Below are 21,310 nucleotides of genomic sequence, written 5' to 3'. Positions count from 1 at the left end.
TGTCTGCTGTGCAATTTCCATCGGGATATTGATATTCTACTTCATTTTAGGAATACTATATGGGCAGTTAGAAATGGGAACGGCCATTATGATGATTGTGACAGCAGTCATGATGCAGGCCTTTGTGCATCTCTATTTTTCCAGTGCTGTAAAAAGCGGAAACTTCGGAGGGATTGCCGGGTATGACTCCAAGACGGAATACAATGTTCCGGAGGTGAAAAAGCTTCTTATTCGTATAGACCGGCATATAGGACTCGTGTCGTGTGGCTGTATGCTGCTGCTCTTTGCAGGCGCGCTGGGACAGATGCTCCTGCCGGAGATGGGAGAAAAGGAATCGGCTGTTATGATTGTAGCCGTGTCGGCAGCATATATATTGGAATTCATACTCAGTATTGCGTACTTCAACTATCAGAGCATTGACGATATTTTTGTGTATGAAATTGACAAGCAAAGAAGTCGCTGTGGATGGATTTCTTCCGCAATTTTTTTGTTTCTTATAGTAGCTGTTTGTGGCGAGTGTATTGCTTTATTTATCGGGAAAAGGATTGAAAATAATACGGAGCCGGCGTTACAATGTGCGGCATATATTATATTGATCTGTGTGATTGATTGTGCGGCCCTTTTCTGGGAGCAGAACCGGATAAAGAAAATGAAATCGTTTGAGCGGCCATACAGATTGGGAAAGGGATTTATAGCAGGTATCATTGTATCGATTGTATTCATGATACTGATGGCAGTGTCGTGGTAGGTTTTAAGGAGAGTTCGGCAAAAATTCTTTGTATACATGACATATAGCTGTCATCTTAACAATGTATAATGATATAAAAGGCAGAAAAGAGCAGGAGGTACAGACATGAGCTGGAATGAGCAATACCCGATGGGCAGAAAGCCCTCAGAAGAGGAGATTACAAGTTATATCCACTCCCCACTGTGGAGAGAGCTTTGTGATTTTGTGGAAGAAGGCTGGTCTTCCACGCCGTCAATAGAATATAGCAGATGCAGCGGGGCGCCGGGGTGGAATGTAAAGTATAAAAAAGGCAGCAGGGCAATCTGTACGCTTTACCCTAATGACGGGTACTTTACGTGTATGGTATCTGTCGGCAGAAAGCAGGCGGAAGAAACAGAAATACTTCTTTTGTCCTGCACAAAGTATCTTCAGGGATTGTATTCTAACTCATCTTTATTCAATGGAGGACGGTGGCTCATGATTGATGTGACTTCTCCGGATATTTTAGATGATGTAAAAGAATTGATAAAGGTAAGGATGAAATAGAAAAGGAATGAAAGTCCGTGAAGCTTATAGCTGCACGGACTTTCTTCATAACATTAGAAAATCGCTATTTAATGACGGTTCCTGTCCGTCCTTTGAGACTTTCTTTCAATTTGTCAAAAGATGTAATCAGAGCGCTCCTGCCCTCACGGTTCTCGATAAAGGCAACGGAAGCTTGGAACTTCGGCAGCATATTATAAGCGCCGAAATGACCTTCGTCCATATATTTTTTCGCTTCTTCTACAGAAATCTGGCCTAACTTTTCTTCGTTGTCAGCAGCCAGATTGATACATACTTTTTCTACGCTTGTCAGAATAATCAGCTCGTCTGCGTCAATCTGCTCAGCCAGCTTCCCGGCGGTGAGATCTTTTTCGATTACGGCGCTGGCGCCCTTTAAATGATTGTTCTGCTGGAGAACAGGAATACCGCCTCCTCCGCAGGCGATGACCACCTGATCTGCATTTACGAGTGTGCGGATAGCGTCGATTTCTACGATATCTACGGGATTCGGGGACGCCACAACACGGCGGTAGCCTTGTCCCGGAACTTCTACGACATAATTTCCTTTTTTGCGCTCTGCAGCCGCGTCCTCCGCATTCATGATACGTCCCAGCACTTTAGTCGGAGTGTAGAATGCTTCATCGTAAGGATCTACGGTAACCTGTGTGAGGACAGTGCTGACGGTGCGGAAGATGCCGCGGTTCAGAAGTTCCTCACGAATTGCGTTTTGAAGGTCATATCCGATATATCCTTGTGTCATAGCGGAGCAGACTGACATAGGAGCGGGAGTGTAATCCTCGTGTGTCTTGCCGAACTCGTTCATAGCAGTGTGGATCATACCGAGCTGCGGTGCATTACTGTGAGTAATGACGACCTGATATCCTTCTTCTACCAAATCCGCGATAGAAACCGCAGTTTTCTTCACTGCAGTCATCTGCTCCGGAAGTGTGGCACCGAGGGCTCGATGACCAAGTGCAACTACAACTTTTTTCTTCATATGATTTACCTCTATTTCTCAGATTTTTCTTACATTTATAGAAAAATTATATTATCTTTCAGAGGAAAATGCAATAGATTCATGAAGGAATCAAAACACCCCACAGTATACTATGGGGTGCTTGAGCCTGCAAAATTTATTTTGATTGGACAAATTTCGCTTTTCGTTCCGACGCGCATATTGGGACCGAAGAGTCCGACGCCGGATGTGACGATATTATGCATATCATCTTTCTTTAGATATCCACACGCATTTTCCCAGAGTAGTTTGATAGTCAGATTGCCGGGAAACATTTGGCCGTCATGGGTATGGCCGCACAAGTCAACGTCCACGCCCGCGTCGGCTAATTCCTGCAGCTCCTTGGGCTCATGGTCTATGACAAGGATTGGTTTTGACTGGTCAAGGCCTGCAGTCAGCTCTTTCGGTGTTTTCCGGGCAGTGATTCCACGTCCGGGACGCTCATAGTCGGGACGTCCGTAGAGGTAAAAAGAATTGTCAATCAGTACATACTCGTCCGAGAGCAGCCTGATTCCGGCTTTTTCCAAGAATTCATCCATTCTCAGGTCGCTCATTTTCTTTTTGCCCTTCTGACTGAAAGTAAAACCCGCCAGAATCTTTTCGTCGATGTCATGGTTTCCGTAGCAGGCATAGACACCGTACTTGCTTTTAATACCCTTCAAAGTAGAAATCAATTTTTCGGGATTGTCCAGAGCGTCATATTCGTTGTCGAAAATGTCTCCGGCAATCACCACCAAATCCGGGTTCTGGCGGTTGATTTTTTTCACCATCTGCTTCATTTGAGGAGTTCCGATATTATAACCAAGGTGAAGGTCCGCGATTAGTACGACATTCAGAGAATCCATACCGGCGGCTTTTTTGTTGACCGTAACCTCATAGCCGGTTGTCCGTATGACCCCGGCGTTGACGGCGCCCCAGATACTAAGGGCGGCAATTATGATAATGCAGGCGGTGCCGGAGGCCACAAATGTCCGGCGGGAACGTAACTTTTCCTGATTTATCTTTTTAGAACGCCGCAGAATCATACGGATGACATCCGCGATGATTACCGTGAGAATAATATACAGCAGAGTTCCGAGCCAGTAGTTGCTCAGCAGTTTCATAAAACGGCGGAGATTGCCGGCCGGCAGAAAAAATGCGGTAAGGAGCGACGTAGACACAAATATATATAGGGCAATGACGGTTATACGGGGCCATTTTTTCTTAAAATGATGGTGGCAGGCGCCCATCCAGCGAATAAGCCAACGCAGAATGTAAAAATTTAAAAGAAGGTAAAGTGGAGATAATAAAATGGCAATCATTTGTAAGAATCCCTTTCTACAGCCGCACTACGTGGTAGGAATGTCCGGTTGCTTTTAAAAACTTTTTCAGAATGTCCTCTGTTTTAATCTTAAGGCTGGTCGAGTTGATACAGGGATGACAGCCAATGTATTCATTCTGAAGCAGGTCCTCATCGATTAGAAGGTCTACAGCCTCATCGGTGTCATTCATCAGGCCAAGGACACTGACAGAACCCGGTGTGATATCAAGAAATTCTTCCATATATTCCGGCTCAGCAAAAGAAAGACGGGAGATACCGAGTTGATGAGATAAATCTTTAGTGACAAACTGTTTGTCCCCCGGCATCATCAGAAGGAAGAACGTGGTCTTCTGCCGGTTGCGCAAAAACAGATTCTTGCAGATCTTCGTGTCAAGAGCTTTGTCTATATCCTCGCAGTCCTCGATGGTATCCGCGAAATCATGGTCGACCCCTTCATATGAAATATTAAGCTTGTCCAACATATCGTAGACGCGGATTTCTTTTGCAAGGCGGCCGGTGCAGTCTGGCCTGCTCGTAAAATGTGTATCATTGATAAAAATCTTTCCCATAATATAGTCCTCCGGTTAGTTATCATAAAATATATGAATATATCATAACATGACTGTTTAGCTTTTCAAGAGAATTTGTTTTAAAAAATATGAAAGAATCCCGAAACACTTCTTAAGAAAAAGACAACTTTCTTTCTGGCGTTAAGAACCATATAATAGAGAATAAGAAGGTTTTGAAAGGCGTGACAGAGATGGAAAAAGGGATTGTCCGGTTCTGTGACTTAAGAGAAAGGGAAGTCATCAATGCCTGCGACTGCAAACGGCTTGGCTGTGTGACCGATGTGATTTTAAATATGTGCGACGGCCGTGTGGAGGCGATTATTCTGCCCGGTCCGGGGAGAATATGCGGGTTTTTAGGTTATGACGCAGAGTACATTATTCCCTTCGAATGTATTCGCAAATTTGGGCCGGATATTATACTGGTAGAAATCTGTGAGGAAAAATGCTTGAAGAAGTGTAAATAATAGAACAATAGAGTTGTAGACAAGACTGTTTTTCGTTTGACAAGTAAATGTCGAGCATTTATACTATAACTGATATCACAGCTGTGTGAAAAGCTGGTGTTGAAGGAGGATATGAGATGAAGTGTCCATATTGCGGAAATGACGACACACGGGTAATCGATTCCAGACCTGCGGAAGACGGTAATTCAATCAGGAGGAGACGTTCCTGTGACACTTGTGGAAAGCGTTTTACAACTTATGAAAAAGTAGAGACCATTCCGCTGATTATTATCAAAAAAGATAACAGCCGGGAACAGTATGACAGGGCTAAGATTGAAGGCGGAGTTCTGCGCGCGTGCTATAAACGTCAGGTTTCGGCAGCGGATATCCAGAGAACTATCGATTCTATCGAAACAGACATTTTCAGCAGAGAGGAAAAGGAGATTCCAAGCAGTATCATCGGGGAGATTGTTATGGAACGGCTGAAAGAACTGGATGCGGTGGCTTATGTCAGATTTGCGTCGGTGTACCGGGAGTTCAAAGACGTAGATACTTTTATGGCAGAACTAAAGAAAATACTAGGTTAGACTTGATTTCCCAAATGGAAGCAGGGGAAACAAGGCAGGAAAGGAAGCAGCTTTATGAAAGATGCAAAAACCGTAGTGCTGGGAGTCACCGGCGGGATTGCGGCATATAAGACGGCGAGTCTTGCCAGCATGCTTGTAAAGAACGGGTATGATGTACAGGTCATTATGACACAGAATGCGACCAATTTTATCAATCCGATTGTATTTGAGACGCTGACAGGGCATAAATGCCTGATAGATACCTTTGACAGGAATTTTGAGTTCAGTGTGGAACACGTAGCGCTTGCCAAGCTGGCGGACGTTGTGATGATTGCGCCTGCTACTGCCAATGTCATAGGGAAACTGGCCCACGGGATTGCGGACGATATGCTGACAACTACGGTGATGGCCTGCAGAGAGACGAAAAAGATTATAGCGCCGGCGATGAATACGGAGATGTATCTGAATCCAGTAGTACAGGATAACCTGAGGATTTTGGAAGGATACGGATACCAGATTATCAAGCCTGCCGAAGGATATCTTGCCTGCGGGGACACCGGGGCGGGTAAGATGCCGGAGCCGGATGTTTTATTTGAATATATATACCATGCGATTGCTTTTGAGAAGGACATGGCGGGGAAGAAAGTGCTGGTGACAGCTGGGCCCACAAGGGAATCCATCGATCCGGTGCGGTTCATTAGTAACCACTCCTCGGGGAAGATGGGATACGCCATCGCCAAAGTGTGCGCGGCGAGGGGGGCCGAGGTCACTCTCGTGACCGGGCCTACGGAGATTGCCAAGCCTCTGTTTGCGAAGGTAATTCCGGTGACAACGGCTAAAGAGATGTTCGACGTGGTCAAAGAAGAGGCAGTGCAGGCAGATATTGTGTGTAAGGCGGCGGCGGTCGCAGATTACAGACCCGCACATGTGGCAGAAGAAAAGGTGAAGAAATCCGGAGAAGAGATGACTCTTCAGATGGAAAAGACGGACGATATCCTAAAATATTTAGGGGAACACAAACGTCCGGGACAGTTTCTGTGTGGTTTTTCCATGGAGACAGAAAATATGGTCAGTAATTCAAGGAAAAAACTGGAGAAAAAGAACCTAGATATGGTGGCGGCAAATAATTTGAAAGATGCTGGCGCCGGATTCAAGGGGGACACCAATCTGGTAACCTTGATTACGAGGGATGAGGAGATTCAGCTCCCACTGTTAAGCAAAGAGGAGACTGCAAACCGCATTCTGGATAAAGTTTTACAACAACTGAATAAGTAACCCGTCAACCAAATGTATTGTATCTCGAGAAAGAGAATAGTAACAGGAGGAAAACAACATGAACAAAACAACAACAGTTAACAGAGGCACATCTATGGCAAAGACCAGAGGACTGGTTCAGCTGGCAATCTTTTCAGCCATCATTGTAGTACTTGCGTATACACCGTTTATCGGGTATATTCCGCTTGGATTCACGAGGGCTACCATCATTCATATTCCGGTCATCATTGGCTCACTGATGCTGGGGCCAAAGAAGGGGGCGGTACTGGGAGGCGTTTTCGGACTCACCAGTTTTATCAATAATACGATTAACCCCACCGTCACGTCATTTGTATTTACACCATTTTACAATTTAGGAGAGTACAGCGGAGGAATCGGGAGTGTTATCATCTGTTTCCTGCCAAGAATCTTAATCGGTGTCGTACCATTCTATGTATATCACTTGATTAGAAAAATGTCTAAAAAGGATGGCGTATCATCCGCAGGGCTTGTGGCGGCAGGACTTGCCGGCGCACTTACCAACACGCTGCTTGTCATGAACCTGATTTTCTTCTTCTTCAGAGATGCCTACGCGTCTGCCAATGGTGTGGCGGCAAGTGCCGTTTACAAATTTATACTTGGCATTATCGGAATCAACGGAGTGCCCGAGGCTATAGTGGCCGCAGTTATCACCCTCATTCTTGGAAAGACACTGATGAGAAAGGGAGTACAGGAAAGATTAGGAGTGTAGAATATGATTTTAGCGATTGATATAGGCAATACCAATATTGTTATCGGATGCATAGACGATGAAAAGACTTATTTTATTGAGCGCCTCTCCACAGTCCGCACGAAGATGGAGCTGGAGTATGCGATAGACATCAAGATGGTCTTGGAAATCCACGGAATTTGCATGGAGGATATTGAAGGCGCTATCATAAGCTCTGTAGTTCCTCAGATTACAGATGTAGTAAAAGAAGCGGCCGAGAAGATTATCAAGAAAGAAGCCCTTGTAGTAGGGCCCGGAGTGAAGACAGGCCTGAATATTCTGATGGACAATCCGGCCCAGCTGGGGAGCGATCTGGTCGCGGACGCAGTCGCTGGGATATCCGAATATCAAGCGCCGCTGATTATTTTTGATCTGGGAACCGCAACTACAGTCTGCGTAGTGGATGAAAAGAAGAACTATATTGGCGGTATGATTTTCCCGGGGATGCAAGTCTCCTTGAACGCACTGACGGCCAATACATCCCAGCTTCAGGGTATCAGTCTGGAAGCCCCTAAACGGCTCATCGGGAAGAATACGATTGAATGTATGAAGAGTGGTATGATCCATGGCAACGCTGCCTGTGTGGACGGGCTGATTCAGAGAATAGAAGAGGAACTGGGACAGAAGGCTACGTCCATAGCAACGGGAGGACTGGCTAAAAAGATAATACCATATTGTAAGATGCCGATTATTCTGGATGACGACTTAATGCTGAAGGGATTAAGGGTAATTTATAATAAAAATAGATAAAGTAGACGGGAGCGGCTTTTAAGGCCGCTCCTGTTTTGGATATTAAGATTATATTGTGGAAATATCAGACAATATTAGTTATAATAAAAGAATAAATAGCATAATTGACACACAAAATAAGTTCTGAAAGAGGAGTGAGGAGAATGGAGAACAATAATTTGGCTGTCATGCTGGATTCATTGGCAGAAGCTGGTATCTATGTTATAGAGAGAGATTCACACCGGCTCCTTTATTACAATAAGCGGGTAAAAGAGGTGTCGCCGGATGTTGAAATCGGCAGGCGGTGCGATGATGTCTGGGCAGGGACCTGTGAAGACTGTCCGTTACTGGCCATCGGTGAAAAAGAATCAAATCACAGGATTCATTATAACGATCCGTTCGGTGAGGTCGTGGATATTGTGGCAAATAAAATGATATGGGATGGAATACCGGCGTATGCGATTATCGTCATGCCCCATAAGATGAACCATGAGGAACAGCGGGAGCCAAGACGAATCGAAAAAATGTATTTACGAAGCTTGGTGACGGTATTTGGTGAGTGCATCATTGTAAATCTTAGTGAAGACTTTTATGTAAACTGTCAGAAGGATGAGGTGTGGGAGGCGATTCCCGAGCGGGGGGATTTTGCCCGTATGAATCAAAGGTATGCGGCTGCTGCGGTACACCCTGAGGATTTACATATTTTCAATAAATATTTTACAAGGGAAGCTATGCTGGCCAATTTTAAGATGGGCAGGCAGCATATTATTAAAAAGATGAGAAGGCTGATGGGCGACGGCACCTATCACATGGTGGAATTTACGGCGGCCAGAATCAAGAGCTACGATGAGGAGGAATATTGGGGTGTTCTCGTCTATCGTGATGTGAATGAAGAATTCCTTCAGGAACAGAAACGCAGTATGGAGATAGAACAGCTGGCGACAGCGGCCAGAGGGGCATATGAGATGCTGATTTCTGCAAATCTCACACAGAATACTTACTATATGTTGGAGTATGACCGTTTTGACACAAAAAAAGCTCCCGTGGAAGGATGCTTTGATGAGCTGATCAAGATAGGGGCGTCCACCATTCACCCGGAACAAAGGAGCGACTTCGTAAGAAAGTTTTCAAGAGAAGCACTTTTGACAGCGTTTGAAGCAGGTGAGAGACAGGTAAGCCTTGAACACCGGCAGCTGGGAGATGACGGCATTTACCACTGGAATTCTACGCAGGTGGTGAAGGTACATAATCCTTACAATGAGGATGTGCTGGAGATTACTTTATCAAAAAATATAGATGAACAGCGCCGTCAACAGGAAATAGAGCTTGAAAAGGAACGGAAGGCGAAAGAGCTTTTAGAAGAGGCACTGCGCAAGGCAGAGTCAGCTAATATTGCAAAAAGCGAATTTTTATCCAGAATGAGCCATGATATACGAACTCCTATGAATGCTATCATGGGAATGACTACCCTTGCAAAGCTTCATTCGAATGACGAAGAGAAACTGAATGATTATCTGGAAAATATAGAAGTTTCTAGCAGACATCTTTTAAATTTAATTAATGAGGTGTTGGACGTCAGTAAAATAGAGAGTGGGAAATTAGAACTGTATGAACAGGAGGTGGATTTGGAGCGCCTTGCACGGGAAGTAGTACTTATAGTGATGCCTGTTGCCGAGAAAAAGCAGCAGAATATTTCTATAGATATTGATGAGGAAATGTATCGGATTGTTTTGGCGGATGAAGCACGGCTTAAACAGGTCTTGGTCAATATTCTGGAAAATGCGTCCAAATATACCGGGGCAGGCGGAGAAATCCATTTTTCTTTAAACGAGTTGAAGAAAGAAGAAAAGAAGTTTGGCACGTATCAGTTTGTCATTGCAGATAACGGAATTGGCATGAGCAAAGACTATCTGGAGCACATTTTTGAGCCGTTCAGCCGTGCGGAGGATTATAGAGACAGCCAAATATCAGGTACGGGGCTAGGAATGACGATCGTACACAATATCATTAGCATGATGGACGGAGATATACAGATAGAAAGTGAGTACGGAAAAGGCTCGTGTTTTACCATCACCCTTTGTTTACAAAAGAAGGAATTGTCCAAAAGCATAGTGGATGAGTCTTCATTGCCTGATGAGGAATTTGAGGGTATCCGGGTTCTACTTGTAGAAGATAACAAGCTGAATCAACAGATTGCAGAAGAGATGCTGACTCTTTTGGGGGCCGATGTGGAAATCGCAGAAAATGGCAGGGAGGCAGTTTTGACAGTTATGGAAAAGCCGCAATATTATTATGACATTATCTTTATGGATATTCAGATGCCTATTATGGACGGTTATGCGGCGACAGAAGCAATCAGAAATTCCGGTAAGCCTTGTATAGATGAATTACCTATTATTGCTATGACAGCAAATGCATTTGCAGATGATGTTAAACGCTCAAAAATGGCGGGGATGACATCCCATATGTCAAAACCTGTAGATATGGAGAAGTTAAAAAACGTACTTCGCAAATGTTGCTCATGGAGGAGGCAGAAACGGGGAAAAGGAGGTATGGTACATGAAACATAGGATAGTCACGATCAATAGACAATATGGGAGCAACGGCAGGATTATCGGGAGAGTGCTTGCAGATCGGCTTGGAGTTCATTTTTACGACAAAGATTTATTGCATCTAGTACAAAAAAATTATGATATTCCTTATGAAGAGCTGATCAAAGTGGATGAAAAAGCGGCGAGCAAATGGCGTTACCCTGTGGAGGATGCTTATCAGATGCAGGGCAAATATCGGTATGAGCCGATGAATGATGTTCTGTTTCAGGCAGAATCTGAATTGATTTATAATTTGGCCGATAAAGAGCCGTGCATTATTATTGGCAGATGCGCTAACTATTTGCTGCGGGATATGAAAGAACATCTCAGCGTGTTTATATATGCGCCCTATAGCGAGCGTGTGAAAACAGTGATGGAGCGTTCGGACATCGGAGAAAAAGAAGCGGAGGCGCTGGTCAAGAAGATAGATAAAGAGCGCCGGTACTATTATAATTACCACACAGATGAACGCTGGGATGATATAGGACAGTATGATGTGTGCGTGGACAGCAGCAAAATGACAATTGAGCATATAGTGGATATGATAGAAGCTGTGGTAGATAAATAAAGATAAGCCCCCTATTCACACCGAATAGAGGGCTTATCTCCATTTCTAAATCCATAATAAAATGGAGTATACGGGACTTGAACCCGTGGCCTCTTGAATGCCATTCAAGCGCGCTCCCAACTGCGCCAATACCCCGCACGGGAATCGGTATGACTCCCGTATAGAATATATTCTATCATGTTCAGCAAAAAACACAAGACTTTCCTGCCGAGAATTTATAATTTTTTGTTATAGAATTTAGGTCATTGCTGCCCCGTCCACGGACAGGATAGCTCCTGTGACATAGCTGGCCATATCACTTGCCAGATAGAGGAAGGCATCCGCTATTTCGTCCGGTTCACCCACGCGTCCGAGTGGTATGGTCGAGGAGATACGTTCCACCATCTCTGTGGGAAGCGCAGCCACCATATCAGTTTTGGTCACACCTGGAGCAACGGCATTGACACGAATCTGATCTCGTCCAAGTTCACGGGCCAGAGATTTTGTCAGACCGTTCACGGCAAATTTTGTTGCGGGATATCCGCAGCCGGCAGCTTGTCCATATAGGCTTACCATGGAGCTTGTGTTGATAATCACCCCGCCGCCTTGCTTTTTCATGATTTTAGCGGCGGCTTGTGAGCAGATGAATACTGACTTCAGATTCAAGTCAAGAATTTTAGTGAAGTCGTCCGGACTGTAGTCATAAATACTTTCTCTGGCGGAAATGCCGGCGTTGTTCACAAGGATATCCAAGCTTCCAAAGGCGTCTGTCACCTTAGCAAATGCTGCCTCGATTTCGGTGGGACTGGCAAGATCGGGGCAGATGCCCATTACACGGTCCTTGTATTCTTTTAATTGTTCGAGAGCTTTGTCTACCGTCTCCTGCCGGGAACCCGTCAAGACAACATTGGCGCCATTCTCAAGATACTTTTTTACGACCGCGAAACCTATTCCGCGTGTTCCGCCGGTTACTACGGCAGTTTTTCCTTTTAACATCATAAAACCTCCTTTAATGTGTTATAATGAGTACGGGAGCATTATGCTGCCGCACTCATTCTTCTTGCAGTAATCTTATTATAACATGTATTATTTAAAATGTGAATATATTAACAATTAATGGAAAATGAAATGGCAGAGAGGAAGTTTATGTATACTTACAGATTAACCATCTCTTATGACGGCACGAGATATCAGGGCTGGCAGAGACAGATGAATACAGACAACACCATACAGCGCATCATAGAATGGACGCTGGGAAAGATATTGGGATATAGTGTTCATATCAGTGGCGCGGGGCGTACCGACAGCGGCGTGCATGCTTTTGCCCAAGAGGCAAGCGTGGTTCTTAAAGAAGCCATTGACATTCCTTTTGTCTGGCCGGCTTTAAATAATCAGCTTCCAGAAGATATACGGATCATAGGCCTTGTTCAGATGAAGGGATATTTTCATGCAAGGAAGAGCGCCGTGGCCAAGTGCTATGAGTACTATATAGATACACGTGAGAAACCGGATGTATTTACGAGGAAATATTGCTTTCATTTTCCGAAGAAATTAAATATAGATTTGATGCAGGAAGCGGCCGGGCTTCTTATTGGCACTCATAATTTTCAGAGCTTTACAGATTTGAAGGGAAATATGGATACCATCCGCACAATCTATGATATACAGATTGTCAAGGAGGCATCGAAGATAAAGCTTTCTTTCACCGGGGAAGGATTTTTATACCATATGGTACGTATTTTGACAGGAACCCTTCTGGAGATGGGGACTGGGGAAAAGTACCCGTCACAGATACCCGTGATTATTGCGGCGGGAGACAGGGCTTGGGCGGGATTTCCGGCTCCGGCAAGAGGATTATTTTTGAAGCAGGTATACTATGAAAAAATGGAGGAACAGATATGAAGTTGATTTCGTGGAACGTAAATGGGATTCGCGCGTGTGTGCAGAAAGGATTTTTAGATTTTTTTAGAGAGGCTGATGCTGATATATTTTGCATTCAGGAGACAAAGATGCAGGAGGGACAGTTGGAGCTAGAATTGCCGGGATATCACCAATATTGGAATTATGCTGTGAAAAAGGGGTATTCGGGGACGGCTGTATTTACGAAGGTAGAGCCGCTAAGCGTAGCCTATGGTCTCGGCATTGAAGAGCATGACCAAGAAGGACGTGTGATAACACTGGAGTTCGAGGATTTCTATTTGGTCACAGTGTATACCCCGAATTCTCAGGACGGACTGAAGCGTCTTGATTATCGGATGGAGTGGGAAACGGCTTTTTTTACTTACTTGAAAGGGCTGGAAGCTGCCAAGCCTGTGGTATTCTGCGGAGATTTAAACGTAGCGCATAAAGAGATTGACTTAAAGAACCCTAAGACAAACCGGAAAAATGCGGGGTTCACGGATGAAGAAAGGGCACGGTTTACGGAACTTCTGGAGGGTGGTTTTATTGATACGTTCCGCTACTTCTATCCGGACATGGAGGGAATCTATTCCTGGTGGTCTTACCGCTTTAGCGCCCGCGCTAAGAACGCAGGGTGGCGCATTGACTATTTCTGCGTTTCTCAGGCATTAGAGGGGCGCATTCAAGACGCCAAAATATTGACCGATGTACTGGGCTCCGACCACTGTCCGGTAGAATTGGACATGAGATAATCTACAGGTAAATGTCTGTTATTAATAAGCTGCCAAGAACGGGAGCAGAACAAAAGAGCTGAGGAAAGCCTGTGTAACTAATATAGGCTGCTCGCGTCTTAATGCTTTAGAAACGGGGAAGCCACCTCCGTTTTCCAAAGCGAAGGCATTGGAAAGGTAGGGGGCCAGTTTTCGGAAGAGGACAAAGACAAAAAAGCCGATGCATGTTCCCAGTGTATTCATTAAAAGATCGTCTATATCTGTGACACGGAATGTAAAAATCTGGCTTACTTCGATTAACAAGGAGAGTGAGAAGCCGGCAAGCACCGTCCGATACCAGAATCGTTTTGATTTCCAAAGCAGAGGGCACAGAAAACCAAAAGGAATAAATAAAACAATATTCAAAATATATGGAACCACATCTTCACCTATGTAAGTAAAAGGAATTAAATTTAAAGAGTCAGGCCAAAAATAGAGGCCATCTTCTAACAGCTGTCGCAGTGAAGGGACACCTGTGAGTATAAATATGAAAAGCAGGAGAAGCTGAAAAAAGCAGACGCCTGTGATATGGCGCGCGGATATATGATACCGGCGCTTTCTGGCATAGCATATAAAAATGATTTCCAGAGGGACAAACAACAGCAGAGATTTCAAAAAATCGGTACAGGCACCGCCTAATGAATACAAAACAGAATATAACATAGATAATCCTCCTTTAAATAGCTTACTAAAAGAATAACGGATAAAGCTTGGCATTTTCTGTAGAAATTCTTAATAAATAATTAGGAATAAAGTAGTTCTTTTTAAAGGCCTGTCCACATACACTATTATAGTAATAGTCTGTGCGGGGAGGGGAAGTATGAAGAAAAGGAAATATGTATATCTCACAGTTTTGTGCATGATAGTCATGTTTTTATGCATGTCATCGAGCAGTATGGTAAATGCAGAGGAATATCCGGAGGGAGTGGAACTAATCCGTTTTCACCTCCATAAATCACTGAACAGAGAAGTGGGAGCGCCTGCGGGGGTTCCCGGATACTTTACCTACTATTATGCCGGGAAAGAATACCACTATGGATTCCGGTTCGACAAAAATGGAGAAGGGCTGGAGAGCAAGGTGTTCGGTACGGCTTATGTTTGGGCGCCTTATACGATTATCCATTATGACGCACTGAAGGGGAAGATACCGGAAGATGAAGTGGAGAAGGGACGAGCAAAAGATTCTACAGCATATTTAGGGAATGTTGTGCTTAAGAATACTAGGGGAGACGGTGCAAAACTGCAAAATAAAGGAGACAGTAAGCAGGTCTCCGGCCGGTATGGCACGGATTATACAATATACGGCAACAGTTTGGCGTTGAGCGAAGGGGTGATGCCGGAACCGGTGCGGGAAGGATATCGTTTTGCAGGATGGTACATAGAGACAAAGAACGGGGAAGTTAGAGCCGATGAGACAAAGAAATTAGCGGAAAAAGGCAAATTTAAAGAATTGGAGAAACTGCTGAATACGGAGGTGGACGAGAGCACGAAGATTCTGAGTAATCTGCAGCGGAAGGACAAGCCTGCAGCAGAAATTACACTTTATGCAAAATGGAAAAAGGAGGCTTAAAGAAAGCCTCCATCGAATCCAATAATCTGCCCCGTCATATATTCAGGGGCGTTGGCAATGTCCCAAATCATCTGTGCCGCCTCGTCAGGAGTGCCGAATCTTCCGGCTGGAATCTCCTCCCGGAGGGCGGCTTTTTCCGTCTCATCAAGTGTCTGGTTCATCGCGGTATCGATGACTCCGCAGGCGATGGCGTTTACTTGAATATTGCTGGGCGCAAGCTCCTTGGCAAGGGCTCTGGTCAAGCCGTGTATGCCTGATTTTGATGCGGAATATGCGGCCTCACAGGAAGCGCCTGCAGTTCCCCACATGGAGGAGACGTTGATGATGCGGCCTCTCTTTACTTTGACCATATGTGGGATAGCCTGACGGCAGCAGTAGAAGACGGAGGAGAGGTTTGTGCTTATGACTTGGCTCCAGTCTCCATCGCTCATCTCTGATAGAAGTCCCATATAAGCGACGCCGGCGTTGTTTATCAGAACATCCAGCCCGGCGCATGAGAGCGAAATCACATCAAATATACCTCTCACATCTTCGGGATTACCCACATCTCCGGTGACAATCTCACATGAACCCAGCTGCATGGAATCGATCTGCGACTTTACTTGATGCAGATCCTTCCAAGTTTTCCTGCAGTTCAGAAAAACATGATATCCTCCGGCGGCAAAAAGGAGGGCGGTGGCCTTTCCGATACCCCGGGAAGCTCCTGTAATCAGAACAGTTTTTTTATTCATCTCTTATAGTCTCCTCTTTTTATTCTCTTTAATTATACACGTTATTTGTTGTTATTTAAAGTGCCAGATGATATGATAGATGTAGAAATAAAATATATTCTGCAGTAGATACGAGGAGGAATATCATGGTAGACAAAGCCATCGAATTCGCAACCAAAGTACACGACGGACAGTTCCGCAAAGGAACGAAGAGACCGTATATTGTGCATCCCATAGAAGTCGGGGATATTGTGGCTTCCATGACCCGGGATGAAGAGGCCATCAGTGCAGCGATACTGCACGATACGATTGAAGACTGTGAGGAGGTGACCGCAGAAGAGCTTGCCCGATTATTTTCGCAGCGTGTCGCGTCGTTTGTCGCACAGGAAAGTGAAGACAAGTCTAAGTCATGGCTAGAAAGAAAAGGCGCGACAATTGAGCATATGAGGCATGCGCCCCACGAAGTCCAGATGATTGGCCTTGCGGACAAGTTATCGAATATGCGGGATATTGACAGGGATTATCCTGTCTGCGGGGAGGAGCTGTGGAACCGTTTCCGAATGAAAGATAAGGAAATGATAGGCTGGTATTATAAGGGGGTGCGTGATGCGCTTCGGGAAAGCTTTGCGGAGACGCCGGCATTTGAAGAGTACTGCCTTTTGATTCAGAAAAATTTTGAATAGATAAAGAGAACCGGACGGCCCATAAGGCCGTCCGGTTCTTTATAGAAAACAATGCGGGTAAAGCATATTTTCAATTCTAGATTATATTTCTTCATCGGTAGATATATGCAGCTGTTTTTTCAAAAAGTACAGGAACCATATACATATCAGGAAGCCTTTGACAATGCTCGAGATAGAAACGCTCCACCAGACACCGTTCAGACCAAGTACAGTGTCCGCCAGAAGAAATGCCAAAGGAATTCTTGCGGCTGTGAAGACGATGCTTACGATTGACGGTGGAACAGTTCTGCCAAGTCCGGCAAAAGCGCCTGCGGTCGTCAGTTCAACGCACATGAACAGCTGAGACAGTCCGAGAATCTTCAAATAGCTGACACCCATAGGGAGAAGTTCTGCCTCCGGGATAAATAGCCGGAAAATAGGTTCTGGAAAGAGAATCAGCACAAGAGTGCACATCAGTCCCCAGAAGAAAGTGACGGTCAGGGAGACGCGGTAACCGCTCACGATTCGTTTGCGGCTTCTCGCCCCAAGGTTCTGGGCTAAGAACGAATTGACCGCCGCTCCGAAGCCTTCGGCCGTGACCCATGAAATCCCCTCTATCTGTGAGCCTACACGCTGTATCGCGATGGCGGCGTCTCCAAAGTTCGTGACAAGTCTTGTCAGAATCATAGAGATTCCGGTAAATGTCATGCTTTGGATAGAAGTCGGAAACCCTATTTTAACAATCTCTGCTATGTGGGAGGCCTCCGGTCTTTTCAACAGATGTATGTGGGAAAAGAGCGTGGTCTCATGCATGGCGTAAACTGCGAAAACGCCAGTGACAATCATCTGTGCGATAACTGTTGCAATGGCGGCGCCGGTAACGCCCATTCTGGGGAACGGTCCCACACCGAAAATCAAAACCGGATCCAGTACTATATTAATAATCAGGCCTGCAGTGGTCGCCAGAAAAGAGATACGGCTGTTACCCATAGCTGTGGTGATTCCGGTCAGTACTTGGTTCGTAAAAGAAAATACCACCAATCCACAGGTTATTTTTAAATAGATTTCAGCCTGTCCGATAATCTCACCGCTGTGCAGGTTAAAAAAGCCAATCAAAGGCCCGGAGAACAGAAGAGCGATAATTCCATATAAAATACCGGCAAATATGGCAATCTGAATCGCGCTCTTAGCATAAGATGCCGCTCCCTCAGAGTCATCCGCGCCGATGGAATAGCCAGTCTTCACTTGTCCGCCCATTTTAGGCATGGTGGCAATGCCGTTGGCAAGCCACATATACATACCGGAAGCTCCTACGGCGGCGACAGCGCCGCTTCCGATACGTCCAATCCATATCATGTCGGTCATATTGTAAGCCATCTGAACAAAGGAAGTCGCCATAATGGGCAGAGCTAATTTGGTCAGTGACGGAAAAATAGGACCGTGCAGTAAATCAATATTTCCTCTCATAGTAAAACACCCCGAACCAGTATATCATTTCCAGTAGGTTTTGCCTATCCCGTTTTTTATTTTTATAGAGATTTTTTTGGATTTCAAAAGCCCCGGGTTGTGGAATGGAGGCGGATATAGTAAAATATAGAAGGAAAACGGTTCTGGACTGGGGAATACAGCGCCGTAATACGAAATGTCAGGGAGAGAACATATGAAAAAGATTTTAATGATTGGAACGGGTGGAACAATAGCGTCTAGGCAGACGGAACAGGGGCTTGCGCCGGGCTTATCGCCGGAGGACATCCTTTCCTACATACCAGCAGTCAAGGATGTATGTGAGGTTCACACGATTCAGGTGTGCAATCTGGACAGCACCAACGTAGCGCCGGAACATTGGAAGCTTATGGTGGAGGCGGTAGAAAAGTATTATGACAGCTATGACGGATTTGTCATCTGCCATGGGACAGATACGCTTGCTTATACGGCGGCGGCCCTGTCCTACATGATTCAGAATTCAAGAAAGCCGATTGTGATTACCGGAGCCCAGAAGCCTATCAACATGGATGTGACCGATGCGAAGACAAATCTGCTGGATAGTTTTATCTATGCGGCGGACGAGGAGTCGCAGAATGTGAATATCGTATTTGACGGGAAGGTCATAGTGGGCACCCGCGCAAAGAAGGAGCGTGCGAAAAGCTACAATGCATTTTCCAGCATTAATTTTCCGTATCCTGCAGTTATTCAGGACGGCATGCTGGTCCGCTATATTTCAGAGGCGCCCTGTGAGGGAGACGTGCGCTTTTATTATGATATGAAGGACAGCGTTTATGTATTGAAATTGATTCCGGGAATGAAGCCGGATATTCTTCCCTATTTATTCGAGCATTATGACTGTCTTGTCATTGAGAGCTTTGGAGTAGGCGGGATTCCACAGAATCTGTTAGAGGTATTTTACGCCGAGATGGAGAAGTGGACGGCTATGGGCAAGCTGGTCGTTATGACTACTCAGGTGGCGAATGAAGGAAGTAACATGACGGTCTATGAAGTGGGGAAGAAAGTGAAGCAGGACTTTAACCTGATGGAAGCATATGACATGACGCTGGAGGCGACTATCACTAAGCTGATGTGGCTTATGGCTCTGCCGGAGACAGACTATGAGAGTATGCGGGAAAAGTTTTTCACAAAAATTAATCACGATATTCTTTTCTCCAAGCGTATTGAAGCAGAAAAGGCCTTTAAATAAAGAAAAGAGGTTCCACCTAATGAGCGGGTGGGCCTCTTTTCTTTGTTATCGATGTTCCAATGGCGGACGGCCGTCTAAGCTATAGGCCGAAAGCTGGCTGACCGTCTCGTTCGGCAGCCTGCCTGTAGTTTGAAAAACAGCAATCATCCGTTTGATTTCTTCCATGTGGCGGTCGGTCTCATTCACAGTCTCTGCACACTTGCGAAGCTCGGATTCGATCGCTTCAATTGCTTCTCCGGTGCCGATATCCTTTTTGTAATGGAGCTGATGGTCAAGGCTGGCCCAAAAATCCATGCCAATCGTGCGTATCTGAAGTTCGGCCCTCATGGGCATCTTACCTTCTGAGAAGAATACGGGAATCTCAACTATCATGTGGTAGCTGCGATAGCCATTGGGCTTTGGACTCTCTATGTAGTCCTTGATCTTGAGTACGGTAATGTCATCCTGTGAAGTGAGCAGATTGGCCACTTCATAGATATCTTTGATAAATGGGCATATGACCCGTACACCTGCAACATCATCTAAATTTTCTACAATACTTGCCTCTGTAAATGGAAAACCGCGGCGGCGCAGCTTATCGTAGATGCTGGCCGGTTTTTTAATCCGTGACTTGATAGAAGAGATAGGATTCCTCTGATTGGCAACGGAAAATTCATCGTCAAGAACTTCCAGCTTGGTCTGCAGCTCCCGGATGGCACAGCGGTATTTCATCATCAGCCGGTTGAAATTTTTATTATTTCGGATAAAATCTTCCGGATTTTCTGAATTCAGCCATTGGGCCTCAAGATTGTCGGCTTCCATTGAGGCTGTCTTATAGTCTAATGTTTCCATGCATTTTCCTCCTTGTCATTCGTATTACGGCCGGCTTCCGGTCCATGCATTCTATGTACAATCATAACATATTTTTGACAGGAAAGGAACATTTTGTGTTAGAATATAACTATACTGTATTTCATTCGTTAGAGTTCAAACAGAGCAAGAAAGAAGGGATAAGATGAAGATAGTCGTTCTTATAGAAAACAGAGGGCCGGATCAACTGGAGACGGAGCATGGATTGTCATTTTACATTGAATATGACGGCCGGAAATATCTTTTGGATTCAGGCAGCACCGCTAAATTTATGGAAAATGCAAAGCTCCTGAATGTGGATTTAAAGGAGGTGGATGAAGCGGTCTTGTCTCATGCCCACTATGACCATTGTGGCGGGTTCGACGAGCTGCTGAAATATAACACGAGAGCCGGCCTTTACCTGCGGGCGGGAACTAAGGAGAATTGTTACAGCATGGTGACAAAGGGAGAGGAATATATCGGCATTCCCCGTGGATTTTTGAAGAAGTGGTCCGAACGGATTCATTACATAGGGGGAGATTACTCTTTGGCGAAAGGAGTCTACCTGATACCCCACAAAATCAACTGTGAGGCACGCACGCAGAAGTCGGGGATGTTCGTCAAGACCTCAAAGGGCGACCGCCCGGACACATTTGCGCACGAACAGACCATGGTATTCCACACCCTAAAGGGGATGGTCCTGATAAATAGCTGCAGCCATGCGGGAATTGATACGATTATAAGGGAAGTGAAAGAAACATTTCCCGACAAGAGTATATATGCCGTATTGGGTGGTTTCCATCTGATGAGACATACGCCGGAGCAGCTGGCCTATACGGACGGTGAAGTGCAGAAGCTGGCACAGCTTCTTCTCGAGGAAGACATTGAGCATATCTATACAGGGCATTGTACCGGGACGAAGGGGTATGAGATTATGAAAAAGACGCTGGGAGAGCGGATTGAGTATATGGAGACGGGGAAGACGATAGAACTGTAATAAAGACGGACACAAAAATATCGTGAAGTATTGTACTTCACGATATTTTTGTGTTTATTTTCATCAAATTCTTAATTATCTTAACACAAGTCAATTTTGTTGTAAAGGTCAGAACATTGTTTTTGACAA

23 protein-coding genes and 1 tRNA gene are annotated in these 21,310 nt (G+C 45.1%); 15 read left to right on the top strand and 9 right to left on the bottom strand.

Going from position 1 to position 21,310, the window contains the following annotated elements:
* Positions 1 to 88: 88 nt before the first annotated feature.
* Both BN6465_RS01375 and BN6465_RS01370 read left to right on the top strand, forming a co-directional pair.
* Positions 89 to 748: a hypothetical protein gene (locus tag BN6465_RS01375; RefSeq protein WP_154670171.1), complete on the top strand. Its 660-nt coding sequence runs from the start codon at positions 89 to 91 to the stop codon at positions 746 to 748.
* A gap of 105 nt (positions 749 to 853) precedes the next feature.
* On the top strand, positions 854 to 1,273 hold the full coding sequence (locus tag BN6465_RS01370) for a DUF3788 domain-containing protein (protein ID WP_066730975.1): 420 nt from the start codon (positions 854 to 856) through the stop codon (positions 1,271 to 1,273).
* A gap of 64 nt (positions 1,274 to 1,337) precedes the next feature.
* Here BN6465_RS01370 and arcC read toward each other — a convergent pair whose 3' ends face one another.
* The 3 genes from arcC to BN6465_RS01355 all read right to left on the bottom strand — a co-directional run bounded on the left by arcC (position 1,338) and on the right by BN6465_RS01355 (position 4,154).
* On the bottom strand, positions 1,338 to 2,267 hold the full coding sequence (arcC, locus tag BN6465_RS01365; RefSeq protein ID WP_066730970.1) for a carbamate kinase: 930 nt from the start codon (positions 2,265 to 2,267) through the stop codon (positions 1,338 to 1,340).
* A gap of 110 nt (positions 2,268 to 2,377) precedes the next feature.
* The gene (locus BN6465_RS01360; protein WP_066730968.1) at positions 2,378 to 3,586 is read right to left on the bottom strand and encodes a metallophosphoesterase; all 1,209 of its coding nucleotides are present in this window, start codon (positions 3,584 to 3,586) and stop codon (positions 2,378 to 2,380) included.
* Between the two features lie 16 nt (positions 3,587 to 3,602).
* On the bottom strand, positions 3,603 to 4,154 hold the full coding sequence (locus BN6465_RS01355) for a prolyl-tRNA synthetase associated domain-containing protein (RefSeq protein ID WP_066730966.1): 552 nt from the start codon (positions 4,152 to 4,154) through the stop codon (positions 3,603 to 3,605).
* Between the two features lie 191 nt (positions 4,155 to 4,345).
* Here BN6465_RS01355 and BN6465_RS01350 point away from each other — a divergent pair, with 191 nt between their 5' ends.
* From BN6465_RS01350 to BN6465_RS01320, 7 genes are all read left to right on the top strand, one after another.
* Positions 4,346 to 4,618, top strand: a complete 273-nt coding sequence (locus BN6465_RS01350) for a PRC-barrel domain-containing protein (RefSeq protein WP_066731119.1) — start codon at positions 4,346 to 4,348, stop codon at positions 4,616 to 4,618.
* A gap of 116 nt (positions 4,619 to 4,734) precedes the next feature.
* Positions 4,735 to 5,184 carry a transcriptional regulator NrdR gene (gene nrdR, locus BN6465_RS01345; protein WP_066730962.1) on the top strand — a complete coding sequence of 150 codons (450 nt, stop codon included), beginning with the start codon at positions 4,735 to 4,737 and terminating at the stop codon, positions 5,182 to 5,184.
* 54 nt (positions 5,185 to 5,238) lie between these two features.
* Positions 5,239 to 6,438 carry a bifunctional phosphopantothenoylcysteine decarboxylase/phosphopantothenate--cysteine ligase CoaBC gene (coaBC, locus tag BN6465_RS01340; RefSeq protein WP_066730960.1) on the top strand — a complete coding sequence of 400 codons (1,200 nt, stop codon included), beginning with the start codon at positions 5,239 to 5,241 and terminating at the stop codon, positions 6,436 to 6,438.
* 58 nt (positions 6,439 to 6,496) lie between these two features.
* Positions 6,497 to 7,168 carry an ECF transporter S component gene (locus tag BN6465_RS01335; RefSeq protein WP_066730957.1) on the top strand — a complete coding sequence of 224 codons (672 nt, stop codon included), beginning with the start codon at positions 6,497 to 6,499 and terminating at the stop codon, positions 7,166 to 7,168.
* Between the two features lie 3 nt (positions 7,169 to 7,171).
* Positions 7,172 to 7,936, top strand: coding sequence for a type III pantothenate kinase (locus BN6465_RS01330; RefSeq protein WP_066730954.1), 765 nt, complete (start codon positions 7,172 to 7,174; stop codon positions 7,934 to 7,936).
* Between the two features lie 143 nt (positions 7,937 to 8,079).
* On the top strand, positions 8,080 to 10,485 hold the full coding sequence (locus tag BN6465_RS01325; protein ID WP_066730953.1) for a hybrid sensor histidine kinase/response regulator: 2,406 nt from the start codon (positions 8,080 to 8,082) through the stop codon (positions 10,483 to 10,485).
* The gene (locus BN6465_RS01320; protein ID WP_066730951.1) at positions 10,475 to 11,074 is read left to right on the top strand and encodes a cytidylate kinase-like family protein; all 600 of its coding nucleotides are present in this window, start codon (positions 10,475 to 10,477) and stop codon (positions 11,072 to 11,074) included. Before BN6465_RS01325 ends, BN6465_RS01320 begins: the two co-directional genes overlap by 11 nt.
* Positions 11,075 to 11,136: 62 nt before the next feature.
* Here BN6465_RS01320 and BN6465_RS01315 read toward each other — a convergent pair.
* Both BN6465_RS01315 and BN6465_RS01310 read right to left on the bottom strand, forming a co-directional pair.
* Positions 11,137 to 11,209: transfer RNA gene (locus tag BN6465_RS01315), tRNA-Ala, on the bottom strand.
* Positions 11,210 to 11,311: 102 nt separating this feature from the next.
* Positions 11,312 to 12,052 (bottom strand): 3-oxoacyl-ACP reductase family protein, encoded by a 741-nt coding sequence (locus BN6465_RS01310; protein WP_066730949.1) that lies wholly within the window; start codon positions 12,050 to 12,052, stop codon positions 11,312 to 11,314.
* A gap of 147 nt (positions 12,053 to 12,199) precedes the next feature.
* On the opposite strand from BN6465_RS01310, the gene truA reads away from it, so the two are divergent.
* Positions 12,200 to 12,955: a tRNA pseudouridine(38-40) synthase TruA gene (gene truA / locus BN6465_RS01305; protein ID WP_066730946.1), complete on the top strand. Its 756-nt coding sequence runs from the start codon at positions 12,200 to 12,202 to the stop codon at positions 12,953 to 12,955.
* Entirely contained in the window at positions 12,952 to 13,704 is a 753-nt protein-coding gene (locus BN6465_RS01300; RefSeq protein WP_066730943.1) for an exodeoxyribonuclease III, read from the top strand. Before truA ends, BN6465_RS01300 begins: the two co-directional genes overlap by 4 nt.
* 21 nt (positions 13,705 to 13,725) lie before the next feature.
* On the opposite strand, the gene BN6465_RS01295 is transcribed toward BN6465_RS01300, so the two are convergent.
* Positions 13,726 to 14,385: a VanZ family protein gene (locus BN6465_RS01295; RefSeq protein WP_066730942.1), complete on the bottom strand. Its 660-nt coding sequence runs from the start codon at positions 14,383 to 14,385 to the stop codon at positions 13,726 to 13,728.
* 157 nt (positions 14,386 to 14,542) lie between these two features.
* Between BN6465_RS01295 and BN6465_RS01290 the strand changes: the two genes are divergently transcribed.
* Complete coding sequence (locus BN6465_RS01290; protein WP_066730940.1) at positions 14,543 to 15,292, top strand: InlB B-repeat-containing protein; 750 nt, start codon at positions 14,543 to 14,545, stop codon at positions 15,290 to 15,292.
* Here BN6465_RS01290 and BN6465_RS01285 read toward each other — a convergent pair.
* Positions 15,289 to 16,023 (bottom strand): SDR family NAD(P)-dependent oxidoreductase, encoded by a 735-nt coding sequence (locus BN6465_RS01285; RefSeq protein WP_066730938.1) that lies wholly within the window; start codon positions 16,021 to 16,023, stop codon positions 15,289 to 15,291. The two genes, BN6465_RS01290 and BN6465_RS01285, sit on opposite strands and share 4 nt — an antisense overlap.
* A 125-nt stretch (positions 16,024 to 16,148) precedes the next feature.
* Here BN6465_RS01285 and BN6465_RS01280 point away from each other — a divergent pair, with 125 nt between their 5' ends.
* Complete coding sequence (locus BN6465_RS01280; RefSeq protein ID WP_066730936.1) at positions 16,149 to 16,685, top strand: HD domain-containing protein; 537 nt, start codon at positions 16,149 to 16,151, stop codon at positions 16,683 to 16,685.
* Between the two features lie 81 nt (positions 16,686 to 16,766).
* Here the strand turns inward: BN6465_RS01280 and BN6465_RS01275 are convergent, their stop codons facing one another.
* Positions 16,767 to 18,131, bottom strand: a complete 1,365-nt coding sequence (locus BN6465_RS01275; RefSeq protein WP_066730934.1) for an MATE family efflux transporter — start codon at positions 18,129 to 18,131, stop codon at positions 16,767 to 16,769.
* Positions 18,132 to 18,324: 193 nt separating this feature from the next.
* Between BN6465_RS01275 and BN6465_RS01270 the strand changes: the two genes are divergently transcribed.
* Positions 18,325 to 19,356, top strand: a complete 1,032-nt coding sequence (locus BN6465_RS01270; protein ID WP_066730932.1) for an asparaginase — start codon at positions 18,325 to 18,327, stop codon at positions 19,354 to 19,356.
* A 45-nt stretch (positions 19,357 to 19,401) separates the two neighbouring features.
* Here the strand turns inward: BN6465_RS01270 and BN6465_RS01265 are convergent, their stop codons facing one another.
* Positions 19,402 to 20,157, bottom strand: a complete 756-nt coding sequence (locus BN6465_RS01265; protein ID WP_082891563.1) for a GTP pyrophosphokinase — start codon at positions 20,155 to 20,157, stop codon at positions 19,402 to 19,404.
* A gap of 193 nt (positions 20,158 to 20,350) precedes the next feature.
* On the opposite strand from BN6465_RS01265, the gene BN6465_RS01260 reads away from it, so the two are divergent.
* Complete coding sequence (locus BN6465_RS01260; protein WP_066730930.1) at positions 20,351 to 21,181, top strand: MBL fold metallo-hydrolase; 831 nt, start codon at positions 20,351 to 20,353, stop codon at positions 21,179 to 21,181.
* Positions 21,182 to 21,310: the final 129 nt, after the last annotated feature.

Origin of the sequence: Bariatricus massiliensis, assembly GCF_900086725.1 — a bacterium.
Classification (GTDB): Bacteria; Bacillota; Clostridia; order Lachnospirales; family Lachnospiraceae; genus Allocoprococcus; species Allocoprococcus massiliensis.
Note: the sequence above shows the minus strand (reverse complement) of the source record. Positions and strands in the feature narration are given on the sequence as shown.